The 21,982-nt window shown below is 52.3% G+C and carries 22 protein-coding genes and 1 pseudogene; 2 read left to right on the forward strand and 21 right to left on the reverse strand.

The genetic code is table 11. The features are described 5' to 3' along the window. Positions 1-30: 30 nt before the first annotated feature. From NSQ80_RS11840 to NSQ80_RS11870, 7 genes and pseudogenes are all read right to left on the reverse strand, one after another. Complete coding sequence (locus tag NSQ80_RS11840; protein ID WP_009225905.1) at positions 31-885, reverse strand: undecaprenyl-diphosphate phosphatase; 855 nt, start codon at positions 883-885, stop codon at positions 31-33. Between the two features lie 15 nt (positions 886-900). After that, a complete protein-coding gene (locus NSQ80_RS11845) occupies positions 901-1,536 on the reverse strand; it encodes a DedA family protein (RefSeq protein ID WP_009225904.1) in 636 nt (211 codons plus the stop codon). 17 nt (positions 1,537-1,553) lie between these two features. Continuing rightward, complete coding sequence (locus NSQ80_RS11850) at positions 1,554-1,736, reverse strand: ABC transporter permease (RefSeq protein WP_339302170.1); 183 nt, start codon at positions 1,734-1,736, stop codon at positions 1,554-1,556. Positions 1,737-1,994: 258 nt separating this feature from the next. After that, positions 1,995-2,168 (reverse strand): annotated as a pseudogene (locus tag NSQ80_RS11855) (DNA-binding response regulator); the annotation flags it as partial. A gap of 117 nt (positions 2,169-2,285) precedes the next feature. Continuing rightward, the gene (locus tag NSQ80_RS11860; RefSeq protein WP_339299163.1) at positions 2,286-3,377 is read right to left on the reverse strand and encodes a hypothetical protein; all 1,092 of its coding nucleotides are present in this window, start codon (positions 3,375-3,377) and stop codon (positions 2,286-2,288) included. A 45-nt stretch (positions 3,378-3,422) separates the two neighbouring features. Next, entirely contained in the window at positions 3,423-3,863 is a 441-nt protein-coding gene (locus tag NSQ80_RS11865) for a hypothetical protein (RefSeq protein ID WP_009225900.1), read from the reverse strand. Next, on the reverse strand, positions 3,860-4,324 hold the full coding sequence (locus tag NSQ80_RS11870; RefSeq protein WP_036645861.1) for an RNA polymerase sigma factor: 465 nt from the start codon (positions 4,322-4,324) through the stop codon (positions 3,860-3,862). The genes NSQ80_RS11865 and NSQ80_RS11870 overlap by 4 nt, the downstream gene beginning before the upstream one ends. 430 nt (positions 4,325-4,754) lie before the next feature. Between NSQ80_RS11870 and NSQ80_RS11875 the strand changes: the two genes are divergently transcribed. Next, positions 4,755-5,915 carry an asparaginase gene (locus tag NSQ80_RS11875; protein WP_009225898.1) on the forward strand — a complete coding sequence of 387 codons (1,161 nt, stop codon included), beginning with the start codon at positions 4,755-4,757 and terminating at the stop codon, positions 5,913-5,915. Positions 5,916-6,033: 118 nt separating this feature from the next. Further along, positions 6,034-6,402 carry a DUF423 domain-containing protein gene (locus NSQ80_RS11880; RefSeq protein ID WP_009226963.1) on the forward strand — a complete coding sequence of 123 codons (369 nt, stop codon included), beginning with the start codon at positions 6,034-6,036 and terminating at the stop codon, positions 6,400-6,402. Positions 6,403-6,461: 59 nt separating this feature from the next. On the opposite strand, the gene NSQ80_RS11885 is transcribed toward NSQ80_RS11880, so the two are convergent. The 14 genes from NSQ80_RS11885 to panB all read right to left on the reverse strand — a co-directional run bounded on the left by NSQ80_RS11885 (position 6,462) and on the right by panB (position 21,823). Next, positions 6,462-7,154 (reverse strand): DnaD domain-containing protein, encoded by a 693-nt coding sequence (locus NSQ80_RS11885; protein ID WP_339299170.1) that lies wholly within the window; start codon positions 7,152-7,154, stop codon positions 6,462-6,464. A gap of 26 nt (positions 7,155-7,180) precedes the next feature. Beyond that, positions 7,181-8,476, reverse strand: a complete 1,296-nt coding sequence (gene asnS / locus NSQ80_RS11890) for an asparagine--tRNA ligase (RefSeq protein ID WP_009226965.1) — start codon at positions 8,474-8,476, stop codon at positions 7,181-7,183. A gap of 62 nt (positions 8,477-8,538) precedes the next feature. Beyond that, positions 8,539-9,744, reverse strand: a complete 1,206-nt coding sequence (locus NSQ80_RS11895) for an acetate kinase (RefSeq protein ID WP_009226966.1) — start codon at positions 9,742-9,744, stop codon at positions 8,539-8,541. Further along, positions 9,741-10,613 (reverse strand): 3-hydroxyacyl-CoA dehydrogenase NAD-binding domain-containing protein, encoded by an 873-nt coding sequence (locus NSQ80_RS11900; protein WP_260070805.1) that lies wholly within the window; start codon positions 10,611-10,613, stop codon positions 9,741-9,743. The genes NSQ80_RS11895 and NSQ80_RS11900 overlap by 4 nt, the downstream gene beginning before the upstream one ends. Positions 10,614-10,750: 137 nt before the next feature. Continuing rightward, positions 10,751-12,253 carry an AAA family ATPase gene (locus tag NSQ80_RS11905; RefSeq protein ID WP_339299172.1) on the reverse strand — a complete coding sequence of 501 codons (1,503 nt, stop codon included), beginning with the start codon at positions 12,251-12,253 and terminating at the stop codon, positions 10,751-10,753. Continuing rightward, on the reverse strand, positions 12,246-12,779 hold the full coding sequence (locus tag NSQ80_RS11910) for a hypothetical protein (RefSeq protein WP_009226969.1): 534 nt from the start codon (positions 12,777-12,779) through the stop codon (positions 12,246-12,248). Before NSQ80_RS11910 ends, NSQ80_RS11905 begins: the two co-directional genes overlap by 8 nt. Positions 12,780-13,034: 255 nt before the next feature. Further along, positions 13,035-13,520 carry a DUF5590 domain-containing protein gene (locus NSQ80_RS11915; RefSeq protein ID WP_009226970.1) on the reverse strand — a complete coding sequence of 162 codons (486 nt, stop codon included), beginning with the start codon at positions 13,518-13,520 and terminating at the stop codon, positions 13,035-13,037. Between the two features lie 60 nt (positions 13,521-13,580). Further along, a complete protein-coding gene (locus tag NSQ80_RS11920; protein WP_009226971.1) occupies positions 13,581-14,879 on the reverse strand; it encodes an amidohydrolase in 1,299 nt (432 codons plus the stop codon). Beyond that, the gene (locus NSQ80_RS11925) at positions 14,876-15,520 is read right to left on the reverse strand and encodes a redox-sensing transcriptional repressor Rex (RefSeq protein ID WP_009226972.1); all 645 of its coding nucleotides are present in this window, start codon (positions 15,518-15,520) and stop codon (positions 14,876-14,878) included. The genes NSQ80_RS11920 and NSQ80_RS11925 overlap by 4 nt, the downstream gene beginning before the upstream one ends. A 40-nt stretch (positions 15,521-15,560) precedes the next feature. After that, positions 15,561-18,416: an ATP-dependent DNA helicase DinG gene (dinG, locus tag NSQ80_RS11930; RefSeq protein ID WP_009226973.1), complete on the reverse strand. Its 2,856-nt coding sequence runs from the start codon at positions 18,414-18,416 to the stop codon at positions 15,561-15,563. A gap of 196 nt (positions 18,417-18,612) precedes the next feature. Next, entirely contained in the window at positions 18,613-19,242 is a 630-nt protein-coding gene (locus NSQ80_RS11935; protein WP_260070836.1) for a hypothetical protein, read from the reverse strand. A 420-nt stretch (positions 19,243-19,662) separates the two neighbouring features. Beyond that, complete coding sequence (gene panD, locus NSQ80_RS11940) at positions 19,663-20,046, reverse strand: aspartate 1-decarboxylase (protein WP_009226975.1); 384 nt, start codon at positions 20,044-20,046, stop codon at positions 19,663-19,665. Further along, complete coding sequence (gene panC / locus NSQ80_RS11945) at positions 20,046-20,948, reverse strand: pantoate--beta-alanine ligase (protein WP_009226976.1); 903 nt, start codon at positions 20,946-20,948, stop codon at positions 20,046-20,048. Before panC ends, panD begins: the two co-directional genes overlap by 1 nt. Next, positions 20,945-21,823 carry a 3-methyl-2-oxobutanoate hydroxymethyltransferase gene (gene panB, locus NSQ80_RS11950; RefSeq protein ID WP_339299176.1) on the reverse strand — a complete coding sequence of 293 codons (879 nt, stop codon included), beginning with the start codon at positions 21,821-21,823 and terminating at the stop codon, positions 20,945-20,947. Before panB ends, panC begins: the two co-directional genes overlap by 4 nt. Between the last annotated feature and the right edge of the window lie 159 nt (positions 21,824-21,982).

Raw genomic sequence — 21,982 nt, forward strand, 5'->3', positions numbered from 1 at the left:
TGGCAGCATCTCTTGTTTTTTGCATACAACTTAGAAATAAACAACCCAGATCACAAGCGCCAGCAAAATGCGGTACACCGCAAACGGCACCAGCTTGATGCGGTCGATCAGCTTCAGGAAAAACCGGATCGCCAACAACGCAAACACGAAGGCGCTGATAAAACCGACTACAAAGAACGGCAGCGCATCGATCGTAAAGTATTCCAGGTTCTTCACCAGTGAAATCAAGCTGGCCCCGGCCATGATGGGAACAGCCATGATAAAGGTGAAATCGGCCGCCGCCCGGTGACTCAAACCAAGCAGCACCCCGCCGGAAATCGTCGAACCCGAACGGGAGAAGCCCGGCCAGATCGACAGACATTGGAACAACCCGATCCCCAGCGCCTGCCTGTACGTAATTTGGTCGACGGTCTCCACGCTTGCGCGCTTTGGCGCGAACCGGTCGGCGGCGATCATCAGCAGCGCCCCAATCACCAGTCCAATCAACACCGTTGCGGTGGAAAACAGGTGCTCATCGATAAAATCCTCAAACAACACGCCAAGAATTCCGGCAGGAATCAACCCAACAATCACCTGCATCAGCTTCAACCGTGGTCCGCCCTGTCCGGCTGTTGCTGCCCCTTTGGCCCTCCCCGGCATCCAGCGCGACAGCCCCAGCAAATCGATAAATCGGTTGCGGAACACGACCAGGACGGCTAAAATCGAGCCGAGTTGAATCACGACTTTAAACGTGTTCGCCACATACTTTGAACCGAGCAACTCCCCGGTTTTCAGCCACATATCATCCACAATGATCATATGCCCTGTGGAGGACACCGGCGCAAACTCCGTGAGTCCCTCCACCAGGCCAAGAATAATCGCTTTTATGAGTTCCAACAAGTTCATTTCCTAGGTTTCTCCTTATCTCTCTATTTTGATGTTGCCGCTTTGCTCCTTTTTTCTCCGGCGCAGCCAGAGAAAGCCCACCAACAGCACACCTAAAGCAATAACCGCATAGGCGATGTGGGAATACACGTCCATAAAGGCGACGATTTCTGACCAGGAACCCCCTACCGCTGCACCAAGCAAGACAAGCGCCACGTTCCAAATGAGCGTCCCGATCGTGGTGAACAGCAAGAACAGGCCAAATTTCATTTTCGACATGCCGGCAGGGATGGAGATCAAGCTGCGAATCAGCGGGACCATCCGGCAGAACAGCACCGTCCGATAGCCATACCGATCAAACCAGGCATCCGCGCGGCGGACGTCTTCTTTTTTCAGGCGCAAGAACCTGCCGTAACGATCGATCCACCCTTCCAATCGGTCAACGTTCACCAGATATCCGATCCCGTACAGGATCACGGCGCCAAACACCGAACCCAGCGTCGAGAAGACGACAACCCCTGCCGGCGTTAAGCTCGTATAGGTGGTCATAAATCCGCCAAATGTTAAGATCACCTCTGACGGAATCGGGGGAAATACGTTTTCCAGGGCAATCAGCAGGAAGACGCCAAAATAGCCAAACCTCTCCATAAAGTCTGTAATCCAGTTCTCCACGTTGTACCTCCAGTATTTTAGCGAATCGCTTTTTTGACGTTGCGTAAGTATCGGGACCGAATAAAGAAGAAGCAGACCACTTGCACCAGCAAAAAGCTAGCCAAGATCAACACCGTCTGCCAAGCGACAGAGAAGTTAAACAAGTTTTGCATGGCCTTAAACGCAAACAGGCTATGAATAATGGCCAGCGCCATCGGCACGAAGAACAACAGTCCCGCCTGGCGGGAAATGATCCGCGCAAGTTCGCCAGACCGCGGGTGATCTCCGGAGCATCCACGTAAAACCCGGTGAACCGGTCCATACGCACCCCTCCGCCCTCCTCCGCCGAAGCCGCCATGCGCCGTTCCAACAAGGCATCACTGACCACCAGCCCGGAGAACGAACCCTCCCGATCGCCGGCGGTGATCGTTAGATTCTCGGGGATGGCGACATGCTGTGTAACGCCGATCTCGCGGACCTTCAGCTGCCATCACCTGGTCCATCTTCCCTTCACGTGCCGACAAGAACACGATTGGACAGGTCGATAAGTTGCGGATCTGGTGACACCAATAGTAGCCGTCGTATTTCGGCAGGTTGACATCCAGCAGATCTACAAGCGGCTTGTCGTCTTCCGCAATATAGATTTTGAACATAACGTTTCTCCTTATTCTAGCAATCCCACTCCCAGCATTGTAGCAAATATCGCCCCCAGAAATAAAATAGAGAGGCTTAGCCGTGAAGCTGTCACCTCTCATATCGTCATCTAAGTGTTAGATTTCCTCGTCGCTCCAAAGCATATTCCGCCGTTTCGGCCGGGCGAGCAGTTTGATTCCCCCGCCGATCAGCAGGACGGCGACGATCGTGGGCCGGAGGTATTTTTCAATTCGAGAATAGATGTGAAGCTCAGGGAAATGGGTATCCAGTATCGGAACGATCAGTTCCATCCCAACGAAATAGATTCCTAGCAGAATAAGCGCAATACCAAGCCAATGCTGGTATTCGCCGCGGGTTTCCATGAGCGGCCGATCCTCCATCGGCAAGATACCGTACCGGCTCGTCTGCTGCAGGCCGTCAAAGAAGCAATAGAACCAGATGATCGGGATGATGAATAAAAACACCGATAACCGCAGCACGTCAATGACGTAAAAGCTGCCCAGAAACAGGGCCATCATCTGCAGGCCGCGTTTCTGCAGCCCGAGGTACATTTGACCTGCCCCAGGAAATGCAGACAGCATCGTCGCCAGCACCTTGCTGCGCCGCCCCTCAATTCGGCCGGCCTCCCAATCGTCAAAGGGGGTTTGGTCAACAAGCGGCTCACCCGCCAATTTTCGGTGCACCAGCTGCACTGCGTCGAACATGCTGTACAGCCAAATGATCGGCAACAAACCAAGGAACAGTAAAAATACCGATTCATGCGTAATTCCAGTCACAAAGAACATCATCGTGATCAAGCCGAAAAAGGCGATCAAAAATGAAAGCCCCCGCTGCATGAGTCCCAGCTGAAAATGGCCCAAGCCTGGCACAAACGACAGCAGAATGGTAAAGAATTTCTCCGACTCTCTTCCTTCGCCGGTCATCTGCCGAACATGCTCCCGGTAAGCCCGTTCCTCCGGCGTTTCTCGAAGCATGATGATCAGTAGATCAAACATCGAGAACAGCCATAAGATGGCGGCGGCGATCAGCGTGAGTATGGCGAGGTCATCGCTATGCGCGGCGATTGAAACGGCGAATCCAAAAAATATCCCGCCGAAGAACAGGATCGGGTACGTGATTCCCCTTCCTTTTTTGCCCCAGTAGAGATGCCCCACACCGGGGATGAAGTTTAACAGTAAAGCTAGCAGTCGATTTCGCTCATACGGCATATGTTCTCTTCCTTTCCTCTATCATTCCTATGAAATATTGATTTGTTATCGTTGCCAGCCGTCAAGCCAGCCGGTTGTCGCCTTCATCATCCGTTCGCTCAGGGAGGATGAATTCGGACGATTCATCAGTTGATTGCTCGTTACCGCGATATGATCGAAAACACCGCTGCCAAGCAGCAACGCTGTCAATGTCGCCGCAATCACATAGTGCAGCAGCGGATGGCGACTCCAGGTTCTGCGGCTGCTGGTTCGCGCCTTACTCTCCCTTGCATGCGGAAGCTGCTCTATGATCGATTGCCGATAGGCTTCTTCATCCTTTGGTCCCGGAAGCTCGCTTTCCAAGGAGGATAGTGCAGCAGCATAAGCGGTAAAGGCCGCCTCATCCCCTTGCAGCAAGGCTTCCAAGCGCGACTCCGTGTTCGCATCCAGTTCGCCGCATATATAACTGCGCCATAACGCCAAATTCTCTGGGTTTTGTTGGCTCATCCCCAATCCTCCCTTGACCAGTGCTCGCGAATATAGGCCCTTGCCCGGTACAGCTTCGATTCCACCGTTTTCACCGCCACTCCTAACTCTGCGGCGATTTGCTCATGACTTTTGCCTTCCAGGTAAAATTTCGTGACGATCTGGCGATGCCCCGCCGGAAGCGCAGCAATTCTTTGACGGACCTCCACCGTCCGCTCGGCATCGATTAACCCAAACAAGTTGCCTTCATCCGAATCCGTTGCGTGCAGGTCCAGATCCGCCGGGTCCCAATGCTCTTCCTTGCGCCGGTCCCTCTTCCGCTTGATGTCGATCGACTTGTTGACGGCGATCCGGGTCATCCAGGTCTTGAGACCTTGAGAGCGATACTCCGGGAGAGATTTATAGATTTGCAGGAAGGTTTCCTGCGCAGCATCCTCCGCTTCCTTCGCATCATGTAGCACCGAATAGGCTACCCGGTACACATAGGTCCCATATTCCTGGACCAGCCACGGAAAGACGCTGCGATCTCCCTGCTGAAATCTTAGAACAAACGATCTTTCATCAATAACTCTCCCCTCCTCCCAACATATTGACGACGGTTGTCCGCCCTGCCCCTGCACACTATTTGAAAAAACGTTTGAACCCGCAAAAGTGCTACAAACTACCGAAAATGAAATAAATGTCATAAAATATTACATTGAATTTGGATATTTTAAATATTTTAAAACAACTGTCGTGATCAACATAGAAAGTGTAAATGCTTGATATTCATAGGTTTAAGCGTTTTATTCGCCTTTCAACTCGTTTGTCAATATACATGACATCAAACTATAATTTCTCTCAAGTTAACGAATTTTGCGTCAGGTTTAATTACATATCGTTAACTAAAAAAACATCTTGGAGGTTGATGGAATGAAGAAGTGGACATCTCGAAGTTTGAAGACCTTATTAGTTACCGGCCTCGCCGTGACCGCACTGCTCCCCAATTTATATCTCTCTCCAGCTTCTGCAGCCGAAACGGTGACAGGTACCGTTACCGCGACCGAAGTTGTAAAGAAGCTGCCGAAAGTACAGGTCATCGCCACCGGCGGCACGCTTGCCGGGCAATCCACGGATGAAACGAGCTTCCAAACCTATCGAGCCGGCTCGCTGCCGATTGCCGATCTGGTAGCCTCCCTCCCAAATAAAGATCAAATCGCTGAAGTTTCTACTTATCAATTCGGTAACTCTGGTTCCAGCGCCTATACGATCGAGCAATTATATGATCTTTCTTTGAAAGTAGATGAAGCACTCAAAACGCAAGATGGGGTAGTGGTTACAACCGGTACGGATACGATGGAAGAAATCGCCTACTTCCTAGATCTGACCGTACGCAGTCCAAAACCGGTCGTTGTCACAGGTTCTATGCGGCCTTGGACAGTGATCGGGACGGATGCTCCAGCCAACCTCTATAATGCGATTAAGTTGGCGGCGAGCGGCAAGACGAAATATTTCGGCACCGTCGTCATGCTGAACGACGAATTCCATGCCGCCCGCGAAGTTACGAAAACGAACTCCTACCGTACCGATACGTTCGTGACTCCGGAAATTGGGGCTCTTGGATATATCGACGAAAAAACAATCCGCGTTTACCGCGCACCATTCCGCGCTCTGAAATCCGCTGCAGATTGGGCAACTCCGTTTGATCTGAGCAAAATCAGCAAAAAGGACTTGGCGAAGGTCGAAATCGCCTACTCCTATCAAGATGCAGGTGCAGGTGCGATCAGCGGATTTGTCGCCAATGGAGCCAAAGGCATCGTTACGGCTGGCACCGGGGCAGGCGGCATCTCGAAGGCCATGACCGAGGAGCGTAAAGCCGCCATCGAGAAAGGCGTCGTGTTCGTTACGACGACCCGGACCGGCTCGGGCAGCAACTATTCCAGCGGTGAAGGTATTATCGCCGGCGACAACCTGAATGCGGCTCATGCCCGAATTCTCCTGCTCTTGTGCTTGTCCTTCTCCAATGACTTCGATACGGTCAAGGATTGGTTCACCACGGTTGGGTACGGCCAAATTGAGCTTCCGGCCAAATAAGGAGGGCTACCTCCATAAAACAAGCTGCGCGTTCACTATGAACACGCTGCTTGTTTTTTCGCCCGATTGACGAGCTTGTGGGGAATCGGTAAGATTTGGGTGGAGGTGTTGATCCAAAATGACTTTACTGCTTACTTTGGGCGGAATCATGATGTTCCTCGCAGTCGCACTCGGTGCCTTCGGCGCCCATGCCCTAAAAAACCGCTTGACCGAGGATCGGCAGAAAACATACCAGACCGGCATCCAATACCATATCGCCCACGGAATCGGGTTAATTCTGCTGGGTCTTACCGCAGCACAGCTCGAGAGCGAAGGCCTAATCGTCCTCGCCGGTTGGCTCCTGCTTGTCGGGATCATTCTGTTCTCCGGCAGTTTGTATGCCTTGAGCTTGACCGGCATCCGCAAGCTGGGCGCCATCACGCCCCTAGGCGGTGTTAGTTTCCTCGCGGGCTGGGTAATCTTTGTCATCGCTGTGATTCAGGGCTAAAAGATCCCCACAAAAAAGAGTGCCCTCTCCTCTTGGAGAAGGCACTCAATTACTTCGCCCTATGATCGCAACCCTCCGCGGAAGCGTTGCGTATAAGCTTTGACGTCCTCCGCTGTACGCACGCGGTTGCGGCTCCATTCCAGCAATATCCGGTCAATGTACCGGAAATGGACCTTTCCGGCGAATACCGCTTCCTTCAGCGCCAAACGGATCAGTTCTTCCGGATAACGGTCCTGGTCCACCCAGCTGGAAATCGTCTCGCATTCCATCGGCGAAAGCGGACGGGCAAATTCTTTTTCGAAGATGACAAATAGATTCCGTTCCGGCTCCTCACGAACTTCAGGATCGGATTTTACCGGCTTGCGGCCGGACGCGGCCGGTTGCTGCGCAGCCAGCCACTCGCCCAACCGCTCGTACATTCCGTGCAAATTATAATGCTCCGAATGGATGCCGGTTGCTTCATCAACCGTCTCGTCGATGCTGATCCAGCCTTCCTTCAATAAACCGCGAATGACCGGGGCAAGCGTTCCGGGTGCCATGTCCATCCGTGATTCCAGCTGTTCAATCGACGGGAAATCGTTACGCTCGATTTGCTGGAAAGCCAGTAGCTGGATCAGCAACATCGCTTCCGTATCGCTTAAACGGAGCTTCCGGTAATGGGCGAGCAGCGGGTAAGGGACGTTCACCATCCCCGCCTCCATCCCAAAAGCCATTCCCTTCGCCCAAGCGTTGTTGCCTTCTTTCATGGCCATAGCAAGCTCACCTTTCACTAGTTGCCTTATGGATACAACCGGTACAGCATCCGCGGGAACGGAATCGTCTCACGTACGTGATCCAGACCGCAGATCCAAGCAACGGTCCGCTCCAATCCGAGGCCGAAGCCGGAATGCGGCACCGAGCCGTATTTACGCAGGTCCAGGTACCATTGGTACGTTTCCGGCGACAGGTTATGCTCCTTGAAGCGTTCCTCCATCAGAACCGGATCGTCGATCCGTTGCGAGCCGCCGATAATTTCCCCATAGCCTTCCGGAGCAATCATATCGGCGCACAGCACGACCTCCGGACGATTCGGATCCGGCTTCATATAGAACGCCTTGATTCCCGCCGGATAATGGGTGATAAATACCGGCTTGTCGTAACGTTCGGCAATCGCCGTTTCATGCGGCGCCCCGAAATCCTCACCCCAAGGAATATCAAAGCCTTGCGAATGCAGGTATTCGATCGCTTCGTCATACGTGATCCGCGGGAACGGCGCTTGGATTGCTTCCAGCTTGGACACGTCGCGGCCTACCGCTTCCAGCTCAGCCCGGCAGTTTTTCAATACCGATTGCACCACATGAGTGATGAAGTTCTCCTGAATCTTCAAGCTTTCCTCATGATCCGTGAAGGCCATTTCCGGCTCGATCATCCAGAACTCGATTAAATGGCGGCGCGTCTTGGATTTCTCAGCACGGAACGTCGGTCCGAAGGAGTACACTTTCCCTAACGCCATCGCAGCAGCTTCCATGTAGAGCTGGCCGCTTTGCGTCAGATAGGCGTCTTCGTCAAAATATTTCGTATGGAACAGGTTCGTGGTTCCTTCCGCTGAAGTTGGCGTGAGGATTGGCGGATCCACCAAAGTAAACCCGTTTTGATCGAAAAACTCTTGCACGGCGCGAATAATTTCAGCCCGAATGACCATAATCGCCCGCTGCTTCGAGGAACGAAGCCACAGATGACGATGGTCCATCAAGAAATCGACCCCGTGTTCTTTAGGCGTAATCGGATAGTTTTCGGTCAATTGGATGATTTCAATGTCGGAAACCGTCATTTCATAACCGGACTTGCTTCGCGGCTCCTCACGAATCACACCCGTTACGTACATCGAGGATTCCTGGGTCAAGCTCTTCGCCTTGTTCCAAGTTTCCTCGGACACTTCGTTCTTTACAACAACGGCTTGGATGTAACCCGTGCCATCCCGAAGCTGCAAAAATTGAATTTTACCGCTGGAGCGTTTGTTATTGAGCCAGCTGCCGATGACGACCTGTTCCCCGACATGCTCATTCACTTGACGAATCACAGTTTTGACCGCCATGCTTATATCTCTCCTCTAACGATAACGATATTTAAAACCCAAAGGTTTAAATTCGCCGTATTTTACTTCGATTCCTGCACGATCCGCAGCGTATCGCGAGCAATCATCAGCTCTTCGTTGGTCGGGATGACCAAAACCTCAACCTTGGAGTTCGGAGTCGAGATCCGGCGTGGTTCCCCGGAACGAACCTTGTTCAGTTCTTTGTCCAGCTCAACGCCCAAATAGCTGAGGTTTTCACAGGTTTTCTCGCGGACGATTGCCGAGTTTTCGCCGACGCCGGCCGTAAAGACGATGACGTCAACCCCGTTCATTGCCGCAGCATACGCACCGATGTATTTGCGCAGGCGATATTCGTACATTTCAAAGGCCAGCGTTTCATTGGGTTTGCCGGCTTCCCAGCCGTCTGTAATGTCCCGCATGTCGCTGCTGCTGCCGGAGATGGCGAGCAGACCGCTATGCTTGTTCAGCATCGAGTTCACTTCGCTGATGGACAGCTCTTCCTTATTCATCACAAAGGTAACGACCGTTGGATCCAAGTCACCGCTGCGCGTACCCATCATCAAGCCTTCCAAAGGCGTCAGACCCATGGAGGTATCCACCGATACTCCGCCTTTAACCGCAGTCAAGCTGGCTCCATTCCCGATGTGGCAGGTGATGATCTTCAGCTCTTCGATCGGACGGTTCAAAAATTCCGCTGCCACACGGCTGACATATTGGTGCGAAGTGCCGTGCGCGCCATAACGGCGGATGCGATGCTTCTTGTACAATACCTTCGGAATCGGGTACAAGTACACCTTCTCTTCCATCGTTTGATGGAAGGCCGTATCAAAGGCCACTACGTTTGGAACGCCTGGCATATTCGCCTCAGACGCATTGATCCCCATGATCGCCGGCGGGTTATGAAGCGGCGCCAGATCAAACAAGCGGCGGATTTCAGCTTTAACTTCCGGCGTAACGAGAGCAGAACCTTTAAACGCTTCGCCGCCATGCACGACGCGGTGACCTACCGCTTGAATCTCATCAACCGAGGACAGAACGCCATGCTCTTTGTCGGTCAATTTCTCAAGCACTTTACGGATCGCCGTCGTATGCTCCAGAATTTCACTGACCTCCGTCACTTCTTCTTTACCCGTTGGTTTGTGGGTCAGGATCGAGGAATCCATGCCAATCCGTTCGACCAGGCCTTTGGCCAAAACGGACTCATTCGTCATATCGTACAGCTGATATTTCAAAGAGGAGCTTCCTGCATTAATAACTAACACTTTCACAGCCGATCACCGTCCTTATCGTATTTAAAGAAGCCTTCGCCCGTTTTAACACCCAAATTGCCGGCGCGGACCATTTTCTTGAGCACGAAGGAAGGACGGTATTTCAGTTCACCAAATTCGCGGAACATCCGTTCCAAAGCGGCCAGCACCGAATCCAGACCAAAGCGGTCAGCCATTTCCAGCGGACCGTATTGGAATTGGTAACCCATGCGCATCGCTTCATCGATTTCTTCTGCGGAAGCAACGCCTTCGCCCAGTACATGCAGCGCTTCATTGATCATAACGCAAATAATCCGGGATGTTACAAAGCCCGGAGATTCGTATACCATGATGCCGCGTTTCTCCACGACCTCTTCAACGAACCGCTTCGTCTCTTCAAACGTCGTATCCGAAGTTTTCAGACCGCGGATGATTTCCACCAGATTGATTTTGGCAACAGGATAAATAAAGTGCATGCCGATGACGCGCTCCGGATATTTCGTTCCGCCGGCAATCTCGGTCAAACTCAGCGTGGATGTATTACTTGCTAAAATAATGTTGCTTGGACAAACTTGGTCCAGTTGCTTGAATACCTCTTTTTTGGCATTCAAATCTTCCGAAATGGTCTCGATCACCATATCGCAGGTACCGAGTTCGGCAAAGTGTGTAACTTTATGAATACGGGATAAGATCAATTTCTTCTCCGCTTTTGTGATCGCCCATTTCTCGAGCTGTTTCTCCAGACTCGTCTCGATCATGTTATATGCATGATCCAATTTATCGGCTGTCTCCTCCACGAGCAACACGTCCAGCCCTTTAGCAGCCAGCATTTCACTGATGCCTTGACCCATTGTGCCGCCGCCGATGACACCAATTCGTTTGTAATTCATGGTCCTCTCGCTCCATCCTTTCATCATCTGTACATAATATGGTTTTCCAGATGTCGAAACATACATCTTTTAACACCCAACATATAATAATATCTTAGCACGAAGAAAAAGTAAAAAAAAATAACCGGCATCATGAATTATGCCGGTAAATGGGCGCTGTCACGAAATTGACAACGAAATTGCTCGCCGGAGAGACGTTCTTCTTTTAACAATATCTCTAAGGATTTGTCGAAAACTGCTGAATGCTGTTCGAGCAACCGCTTTGTTCTGGCGGCAAGATCCTCCAAAATTCGCGTATTTTCGTTCATCAGCACCTCGGTCGTCACCATGTCCATATTCACGATTCCAAGCTCGGTCAGCCCCGACGTCATCATCGTATGCACGATCTTTAACGCCTGCTCGAAATCGTTGCTTGACCCGGTGCTGCGCCCGCCGTAGTAAATTTCTTCTGCGGCTGCCCCGGCCAAGGCGATCATAATTTGACCTTCCAAATACGATTTGGTGTACAAGTACTTCTCGTCCTGCGGATTGTGCCGGACATACCCCAGCGCTCTTCCGCGCGGGCTTAATGCAACCTGACTGACGCTGCCTGGGGCAACAACCTCCGCGGCAATCGCATGGCCCAATTCGTGGATGGCCACGCGGCGCTTCTCCTCCTCGGCGGCCTGCCGGTCGGTCTGCTCACCCATCAGCACTTTATCGATTGCAACCGACAAATGTTCCTGAGTGATTTGATCCACGCCATCCCGCATCGCATAGATCGCCGCTTCATTCATCACGCTTTCCAGTTGAGCACCGGAGAAGCCAAACGATTCTTCGGCGATTTTGTCCAAATCAACGTCCTCCCGCAGCGGTTTGTTGGCTGCATGCAGTTCGAGGATATGACGGCGTCCCTTCTTGTCTGGCAAATCAACCTGGATATGCCGGTCAAAACGGCCCGGCCGCAGCAACGCGCTGTCCAGCATCTCCTTGCGGTTGGTCGCCGCGATCAGCAAGATCCGCGGCGTGTCGGACGTATAGATGCCGTCCATTTCCGTAAGCAGCTGGTTGAGCGTTTGATCGTATTCACGCTGCTGTCCGCCTTCCCGCTTACCGCCGATCACTTCGATTTCATCAATGAAAATAATCGCGTTTTCTTTGTTTTCCTTAGCCGCGCGGGTTCTGGCTTCCTTAAACAGATCACGAATCCGGCTTGCCCCCACGCCGACATACATTTCAACGAATTCACTGCCGGAAGCGGCCACAAACACCGCGTTCGTATAATGCGCCGCCGCTTTGGCCAGCAATGTTTTCCCGGTTCCGGGAGGCCCGGTCAGCAAAATCCCTTTGATCGGCCGGATACCAAACTTGCTGATTTCCTCATGGCGCACCATGAAGTCCAGCGCTTCGCGGAGCTCCTGCTTGGCGCTCTCCTGACCGCCGATCTGCTCGAAGGTCAGCTTCGCCGGCCCGCGCTTTTTGCGTTTCCGTTCCTGGGCAGCTCCAATCGTGATGCCGCCGCGTATTTTGAGCATTGCAAATACTGCGCCGAACAACACGATGGCCGTAACGAGCGGAATCACGTTAACGCCGATCACTGCCAGAAACACGATCAGTACGAGAATAAAGCCAAGCGCGGCTTCAATCATCCATTTACGCATTTGGCCATACCCCCATCCGTTCCGGCGAACGCGGCAAAATGATAAATTTGCTGTATTGTCCGTCCGTTAAGGTGATATACACGTTCTTCTCATCCATCTCTGCCGTAGCTTTCAGCTTGCTGTTTTCTTGCTCCATCTGTTTCAATGCAGCTGTAATTTGTGTATATTGCTTATTTTCCATAGCCTGAGCAACGGTAAACATGGCGTTTTCCCACAGCTGGTCAAGTTCCGGCGAAGAATGATCCTCGATATCCAGCTTCAAAGTTCGGCTACCGATTTGCTTCTCCCCGTTCTTCTCAATTTGACGCACCAGAGCACCAAGATCCGTCCCCGGCTTTAAATTCAGCTTAAGCTCCAGCTCGTCCGCTTTCACGTTCATATCGACATGATTTACTCCATCTACACTCTTCACAATATTCTCCAGCGGACGCTCAATCGCCCACTGCCGATATAGGAACCATCCACCAAATAATACAAGGGCGGAAATAGCAATGCTTGCAGCAATTGGTCCAATACGCAGTTTCACGTGATGCCCCCCTTATCTATATAAACTATCAACTCTGTGATATATATTCCCGTATATCAAAACTACAAATATGAGTATATCACATCGTATATCAAATTTCGAAGAAAAGTGTGAAGATATTTAAAAATGAACGCTAGTAGTTCTACCCCGAAATGCTACTTTTTCTCAAGCCAAAAAATAAAAACGGTTCCGCGATTCAGGCTCTTCGCCTAAACAACGAAACCGTTTATTTATGATTGATCCATAGACCCCCTGTCAGCGGTTCGGCAGGGTGAACACTTCCGGCAAAGCTTCGCCGGTCGTGAAACTGAAAAACCGATAATAATGGTGGTCCTTCTCTTTATAGAACAGCTGCCACACCAATTGGTTATTGTATATGCCTGGCAGCAGCCGAACCACCCGGATACCCGGCAACGATTGTTTGATGATCTCACGCATTTGGCTCTCGGACTTGCCATCGGACAGCAAGCGTACCTCTGGATCATGTCCTTCCCTTAGCCAGACCATCATTTGGCGGCCGGATGCATCCTCCCCTTGCACGACCCAGGTAACTTCATCCCATACCGACTTCCAAACCTTGTCGCCCCGGACGAGATCCGTCTCCTGCTTCGCCTGCTGGATAGCGGCTCTTTCGGCTTTCCACGTATCCTCATGAATGTATAGATAAAACCGGTGGAGACCCAGGAGCACGATCAACAGAATCACGAGGGACAGCAGGATCCATTTCGTTCGCTTTCTCAAGCTACTCTTCCTTTCCCTTCCTAAGCAAGCAGCCTCCTTCAGGAAACCGCGCGCCGCTCATTATCGTGCCAACAGTCCCTCAAACGCCGCTTGCGCCTCGTAGCGGATGCGTTCTTCATCCAGTGTCAGACAAGCACCGTGCTTGACTACCTGCTTACCGTTGACCCAGACATGCTCTACATCTTTGGCGCCAGCGGAATAAACGGTATGGGAGATATAATCCGTTCTCGGCAGGAAATGGGCTTGCTCCGTATTTAAGGCGATGATATCCGCCTTCATGCCAGCAGCCAGCTTGCCTGTATTTTGCAAGAAGACCGATTTCGCGCCGTATTCCGTCCCCATTTTCAGAGCTTCCAGCGCCGGAACCGCCGTTGGATCGCCGGATACGCCTTTATGAATCAGCGCAGCCAAACGAATCTCCTCCAGCATATCCAGGTTATTATTGCTCGCCGGACCGTCGGTACCCAGCGATACAACTACGCCCTTCTTCAGGAGTTCTGGTATGCGGGCGACCCCGCTGGCCAGCTTCAGGTTACTGCCTGGGTTATGCGAGATGGTAACGCCGTGCGCTGCCAAGATGTCGATTTCCTCGTCCGTCAAATGCACAGCGTGGGCAAGCAGGGTCGGGCGGGAGAACATCCCCAGCTTCAGCAAATGTTCTACCGGGCGGACGCCGTAATCGTTAACGTTCTGCTCTACCTCGGCGCGCGTCTCCGACATATGCGTGTGCATCGGCAAATCGAGATCATGGGCAGCTTGCACAAATTTCTCGATAAAGGCTGGCGGGCAGGTGTATGGTGCATGCGGCGACATCATCGTGGTGATGCGGCCTTCTGCCTTGCCGTGCCAGTTCTGAGCAAACGCGATCGCTTCTTTGAGCTTCTGATCTTGCTCTTCCGGGGAGCACAACCCGATGGCCCCGCGCATCAACACGGCGCGAATACCCGATTCCTCCACGACTTTGGCCACTTCGTCCATGTGATCGTACATATCCAGGAACGTCGTCGTCCCGCCCTTGAGCATTTCCAACACAGATAACGCCGTACCGGCATACACATCCGCCGCAGTAAATTTGGCTTCCATCGGCCACATTTTCTCCTGCAGCCAGGTTTGCAGCACCATATCATCCCCATAGCCGCGCAGCAGCGACATCGCCGCATGGCCATGGGTATTGATCAGGCCCGGCAGGAACAACAACCCTTTGCCGTCCAACGTTTCGGCGCCTTCCACGCCTTCCGGGCGCTCTTCGCCAATATAGCTGATCGTATCGCCCTCAACGAGCATATATCCGTGAATTACAGGACGGTCCGCATTTAAGACGGCAAACGTCCCGTTCTTAATTAACCATTTACGACTCATACGTTGCTTGTTTCCTTTCCGTCTTCCAAGTAGTAAGCCAAGCTCAGCAAATCAGTAGTGAAGTCAGCCGCATGGATCCGAACTTCCGGCGGAACCTTCAGAATCGTTGGCGCGAAGTTCAGAATCGCACCGATTCCGGCGGCAACCAGCTCATCCGCTACGCGTTGCGCCTCCGTATCCGGCACGGTGATGATGCCGATGCGGATATTTTTCGCCCGGACGGTTTCCGCCAGCTCTTCGATCGGCTGAATCGTGATGTTGTTGATCTGCTTGCCGATCTTAGCCGGTGAAGCGTCGAACACCGCAACAATCTTCATATTATCCTTCAAATACGCATTATAATTCGAAAGGGCTTGCCCTAGATTCCCGGCACCCACCAGCGCGACGTTAATCTGTTGGTCCAGATTGAGAATTTGTTGAATTTTTTCAATCAAATAAGCGACATCGTAGCCGATCCCCTTCCGTCCAAAATCGCCGAAATAAGCCAAATCCTTACGGATTTGCGCCGGATTGAGATCCAGCTTCTGTCCGAGCTCCTGGGAGGACACCGTTGGCACCTCCCGTCGGCTGAGTTCATTTAAGAAACGCAGGTAAACCGGCAGTCTGCGGACAACAGCGTCCGAAATTTTATCTGACTTCATGCTTGTTCCCCCTATTCTTCAATGCGATCTATGAAGCGGCTTAGGCTTCGGGATTTAACCATTCCGAGATGCGCGGAACCATCTGAGTTAATGGCATATGCTCCATCTTCGGTCCGGGCAAAGAGTATAAGAAATATTTCCCATAATAAGATTCCAGGATCCGGGTATCATAAACGATCACGATGCCGCGGTCATGCGACGAGCGGACAAGTCGTCCGAATCCTTGCTTAAAACGGATAACCGCTTGCGGGACGGACAGTTTCATGAATGGATTCTTCTTCTCCCGCTGCAGGCGTTCGCTCTTCGCTTCCACCAGCGGGTGGTTTGGCGGCTGGAACGGCAAGCGTACGATCGCTAAACTGGTCAGCGCCTCGCCAGGAATATCCACCCCTTCCCAAAAGCTGCTTGTCCCGAGCAGCACCGATGCGCTGTTCCCTTGGAACCGCCGGGTCAGCTTGGTGCGGCTGCCGCTGTCCATCCCTTGCCCGATCACCGTGATTCCCTCCGCTGCGAGCAGTTCCTTCAGCGGGTCATACACCTGCCTGAGCATCCGATAGGATGTAAACAGCACCAGCATGCGACCTTGCGTCGCCACCGCGGCATCCGCCAGCGATTGCACCAGCGTATGAATGAAATGGTCATCCCCCACGCTGCCCTTCACACTTGGAAAATCGCGCGGGATCACCAGCAACGCCTGATCGCGGTAGTTAAACGGCGAGGGCAGCATCGCTGTGATCAACCGATCCTCTTCCGCCGCCTCAGTCAAGCCAAGCTGCTCGATCATATATTGGAACGATTTATCCACCGATAAAGTCGCGGACGTCATAACGACACTCTTCTTCCGGTCGAAGAAAAATTGCTTCAATTGAGCGCTGACGTCAATCGGCACCGCATACATCTGGAGCGACCGGCTACGGAAGTTCCCGTTCGCCTCCATCCAATAGACGGTGTCCTCGCTCTCCAACTTCATGAAGAAGCGCAGCGCTTCCCGTTCCCCGGCTAAATCTTTAAACAAGCCGCTGATATCGGTGATCAGGCTCTCCGCTGCATAATCGTCCTGCTCTTCTCGGATTTCGGACAGGAGGCGCTCCCCTTTCCGAAGCACGTCGCCAAGACCTACGTAAATTTGATTTTCGAGCGCGGTCAGCGTCTCCCAATCCTTTGGTTTTCGATTCGGCAACAGCCGGTACACGAATTGCCCGGGATCGCCAGGGGCGGCGTCGCTGCGGTCAGGCATCAAGCTGAACAGCAGCTCGCTGAGCTTGTCCCAGCTCTCCTTCACGTCCACCAGCGTTGGATAGATTCCGTCGATGACCGAGCACCATTCTGAGGCTTTCTCCGCGCCCGACGCTTCAAGCGAGCTGCGAAGGTTGGCCAGCTGCCCCGTCTTGCTGTCTTTAAATAACCGGGTCAGCGTATGCACGACCGTAAAATACTTCATATGAATCCCCAAATGCTTGCCGGCCACATCCTCTAAATGATGCGCTTCATCGATAACCAGCCGCTCGTAACCCGGCAGCAGCTGATGCCCCGCCTGGATGTCCGTAAACAGCTTAGAGTGGTTCGTAATGACCACGTCCGCGACACCGGCTTCGTGTTTTGCGCGATGATAGAAGCATTTGCGGAACCAAGGACAGGATCGGCCTAAGCAGGATTCCGACTCACTGGCCACCGTCTCCCATAAATCACCGCCGCGATTGCCGAGATTCAGCTCTTCGTCATCGCCGCTTTCCGTTTGGGTAAGCCATACGACCATTTGCGCGGCCGTCATCACCTCTTCTTTAGGTGTTGAGAAGTCTTTTCTATTTATTTTATGTTCAAATTTGCGCAAGCACAAATAATGCTGCCTACCTTTAAAAACGGCTGCACGAAACGGAAAAGGCACGACCTCCGTCAACAACGGCACATCGCGCTCCCTAAGCTGCTCCTGCAGGTTGATGGTGTGCGTGCTGACCATGACCTTCTCTTCGTTCTTGACGCTGTGGTAAATGGCCGGCAGCAGATATCCTAAGGATTTGCCCGTTCCCGTTCCAGCTTCAACAAGCAAATGCTTGTCTTCCTCAAAAGCCCGCATGACCTCATTCAGCATCATGTTCTGGGCTTCCCGCTCCTCATACTGCGGCAAACGCTCCCGCAATCGTTCCCGGACCTGCTCCATAAACTGCTCGAAGGTCACGCCCGCCAGCGGATTGCGCTCCGTGCTGTCCCTTGGCGCTTCAATGTCAAGCCAATCTTCAACCTGCAAGGCGAATTGGCGGTAGTATACAAAGCCGTCTTCGCTTGGCAGCGCTTCGCGCTCCTTCTCCTGCACCATGGCATCAAAAAACCACCCGAGATCGCTGTCCTCACCTGCAAACAGATCGGCCAAACGCTGTAAGGTCAGCAGCGGCAGTCGGTCACATTCCTCCAAGCATTTGAGGAAAATCAGCGCCGTCGCCAGCGCGTCACTGTCCGCCTGGTGCGGACGCTCATGCTCCACCTCGAACTCCGCCGCCACCATCCCCAGCTGGTAAGAAGTCAGCGAAGGGAACAGGATTTTCAAGAAATCCATTGTGTCCAGGATCCGTCCGGTGAACGGCAAGTAGCCCGTTTTGTCCAAGGCGCTCTGCAGATAATTAAAATCAAATGCTACGTTGTGCCCAACCAACACGACGTCGTTCAGGAGTGGAACCATCTCCATCATCACTTCGTCCAGCTCCGGCGCATCCTTCACATCCTCATCGGTGATGCCCGTTAACCCCGTAATAAACGGTGGGATCGGAACGCCTGGCTTGACGAAGGAACGATACACCTGAGAAATCGATCGATCCGGCTCTATAATGGCAAGTCCCACTTGAATAATATCATCGGAGGACTGGTTACCCGTCGTTTCAAAATCAAGCACAGCATATTTCATTGCAATTAGTTGTCCCTTCATTCCAGTCTCTTTACAGCATAACAGAAGATAGCCAATTTGAAAATTAATACAAACCATATCTGTAATAAAAATCACAAAACAAAACAAGCGATGCGCCGCCATGAGCGGTGTTCGCATCGCTTCGAAAAACATGCCGTAAATAAGTGCGTGACCTGCAGTTAATGAATCATAAATCCTACAATAGCGAAGTCAACTCGGGACCGTAATGCAGTTTACCTGTACTGTTCGCACAAGCCTCCAAATTGGCCAACGGCTCGGGCAAGGACGGATCGCTGTGATGAGCCAACTTGAAGTACTCTTTTGCCTTCTCAAATACGCCCTTGTGCGCCTCGATACACCCCAGCGCGTTGTATATAATGGAACGCAGCCGCTTGTTCGCAGCCTTTTCCAGCACGATCCAGAAATGCTTGGCGGCTTTGTCAAATTGCTCGAGGTGCAGATGGCACATCCCTAGATAAGTCCGAGCCAACACGCTGTCCGTAAATTGCTTCACCACCTGCTCAAATTGAGCAGAAGCCTGGGGAAACATCAGCAGCTTGTAATACCCTTGGCCTTTCACAAAGGCGGGGTCATCCAATTCAGGAAGATCGGGGGTCTCTCTGGACTCCAGGCTCCGGAACGCATGGCGTAAATATCCCATTTTCTCCTCAAAGCTCAGCCATTCCTCGATAATGCCGTCGCTCATATGCTGAAGCAGGCTCCATTTCTTCGCGAGCTCCTGCTTCTGGGCATGGCCGGCCAAGGGGTATTTCCTCGTGATTTCGTCCAACATCTCATTCATTTCCGCAAACACATGCTGAAACATCATTCGCATCCCCCTAACGAAAATGAAATCAGTCCGAGCCTTACGTACATTTTTTGTTTCGGGGGACGATTTCATTCCGGCAGGGAGGAATTACACTTTTTGATGGCCCGTTTCTCTGATTGGATGTGAAAAATCGAATACATTTCAGCGTTTGTTGCGATTTACAGCTCATTGTATTCGAAATTTCATACAAAATTGTGGGTTGAGCGGGCAATTTCCCAAATTCTATATGAAAAATCGAATAGATTGGGGGTAATGCGAACTACGGCCCAATTATATGCGAAAAATCGAATACAATTCGGCGGCATGAATAGTGTAGCGCGGCCGCATCATAATTAAACATACGAAGGGCCCGGCTGACGCCGAGCCCCTTCCCCCATGGCCTCCTCGTGATCCGAAGATGCTTTTTGAACAACCTTATTAACGGATCATGGCATGGAGTTCTTGATGCGCCTTATCCACCGGCTTGTTGTTTTCGTCAACGAACACGACGGTTGGTTTATGGCTGCGGACTTCTTCCGGCGACATTTGGGCATAAGAAATAATGATGACACTGTCGCCCGGCTGCACAAGTCGTGCCGCCGCACCGTTCAAACAAATCACGCCGCTGCCGCGAGGTCCCGGAATCACATACGTTTCCAGGCGGGCGCCGTTATTGTTGTTGACGACTTGCACCTGCTCGTTCTCCAGCAGATCGGAAGCCTCCATCAGATCCTCGTCGATCGTAATGCTGCCCACATAGTTCAGGTTAGCTTCCGTCACGGTTGCGCGGTGAATTTTCGATTTCATCATCGTTCTATACATTAATGGTTCACCTTCTTCGTTAAAATGACGTTATCGATCAGCCGCGTCGTGCCAAATTTCACGGCAACGGCGATCAACACACCTTTTTGGCGGCCAGCGGCATCAACACATTCATCGTCCGCTAAAGGCGACAATTCCGGAAAATCCGAAATTTCCACATAATCGATATTCGCCAGCGGTTCAGCGCTGATTGTGTCGCGGATTTCCGCCCGCAGCTCCCCTGCGGTCACCGGACGTTCTCCCTCTGCTTTAGCTCTTGCGCGCTCGAGACTGCGGGACAAGACAAGTGCAGCCTGCCGTTCTTCCGCACTCAAGTACACATTTCGAGAGCTGAGCGCCAGTCCATCGGCCTCACGAACAATCGGGCAAGGAATGACTTCGACATCGAAGTTCAAATCCTCTACCATGCGCGTGATTACCGCCACCTGTTGGGCATCCTTTTGCCCGAAATAAGCGCGGTCCGGCTGCACGATATGAAACAGCTTACCGACAACGGTGGTTACCCCGTCGAAATGGCCCGGTCGCGAAGCACCGCACAGCACGTCCGTCAAACCAGCGACCTTAATATGGGTGCGGGTCGGTTGGGGATACATTTCTTCAACGCTAGGCAAAAAGACGAAATCCACGCCCTCACGCTCGGCCAAGGCCAGGTCTTTCTCCGGATCGCGGGGATAGCGCTCAAAATCCTCGTTGGGCCCGAACTGAATCGGGTTTACGAAAATGCTCAGCACTACCAGATCGTTCTCCGCCCGTGCTTTACGCAACAAGCTTGCATGCCCCTCGTGCAGATATCCCATCGTTGGCACGAGCGCAACTTTGATTGATTTTCCTTCTTTCGCTGCTGTGAACCGCGCATCCTTCAACTGTTCACGGAGCGGGACAATCTTGTTAAAGGTCTTCATGACCGGACTTCCACCTTTCCTTTGCCATACAAAGTTCCCAGTGATTCCTGCACGCCTTGATCCGCGCGGAACACATGCTCTTCTGCCGGGAACGAGCGGTTTTTGACATCCGTAACGTATTCTAAAATCCCTTGGCGGATCTGCGCGCCAATATCGGCGTAGGTTTTCACAAACCGTTTATCCCGGTAATCCGCCGTATATTTCAACACGTCATGGTACACCAGCACTTGACCGTCGCAGCCGCGTCCCGCGCCAATGCCGATGGTCGGAATACTCAACTCGCGGGAGATCGCCGTTGCCACTTCTTCCGTTACCAGCTCCAGCACAATACCAAAGGCACCGGCGCGTTCCAACGCCTTGGCATCCTCCATGAGCCGCTTCGCATCAGCAGCGTCTTTGCCCTGCACCCGGTAACCGCCGATCTGGTTAACAGATTGAGGCGTCAATCCGATGTGCCCCAGCACCGGCACCCCGGCTTGCACGATGGCTTGGACGGCGGGAGCGATCTCCGCACCGCCTTCCATTTTGACGGCATGGGCACGACCTTCTTGCATCAAACGGCGGACGTTCCGCAACGTTTCGTCAATACTTCCGTGATATGTCATAAACGGCATGTCAACCACGATGAAGGTATGCTGCGCCCCGCGCGCAACGGAACGGGCATGGTATACCATATCGTCCAATGTTACGGGGATCGTCGAATCATACCCGAGAACAACGTTGCCCAGCGAGTCTCCGACGAGCAGCAAATCCGCACCCGCTTCCTCGGCCAGTTGGGCCGACGGATAGTCGTAGGCGGTAATCATCGCGAGCGGAATGCCGTCTTGCTTCATTTTTTTCATTTTCACAATGTTTAAAGCTTGTTTCCCTGCCATTTGATCCATCTCCTTCGGTTTGACTTTGTGCGAGTCCTCCAAAAACGCGCACAACAAAAAAACCTTTTAGTTTGGCACTAAAAAGGTCCGAAGTCCAAAGAAGAGTGAGTTATATCCTCGTTCTTCTGTCTCGGTCCTCTTTCGGCTCAGAGCAGAATC

It is taken from the genome of Paenibacillus sp. FSL K6-2441 (assembly GCF_037964765.1).
Lineage (GTDB): Bacteria > Bacillota > Bacilli > Paenibacillales > Paenibacillaceae > Fontibacillus > Fontibacillus phoenicis.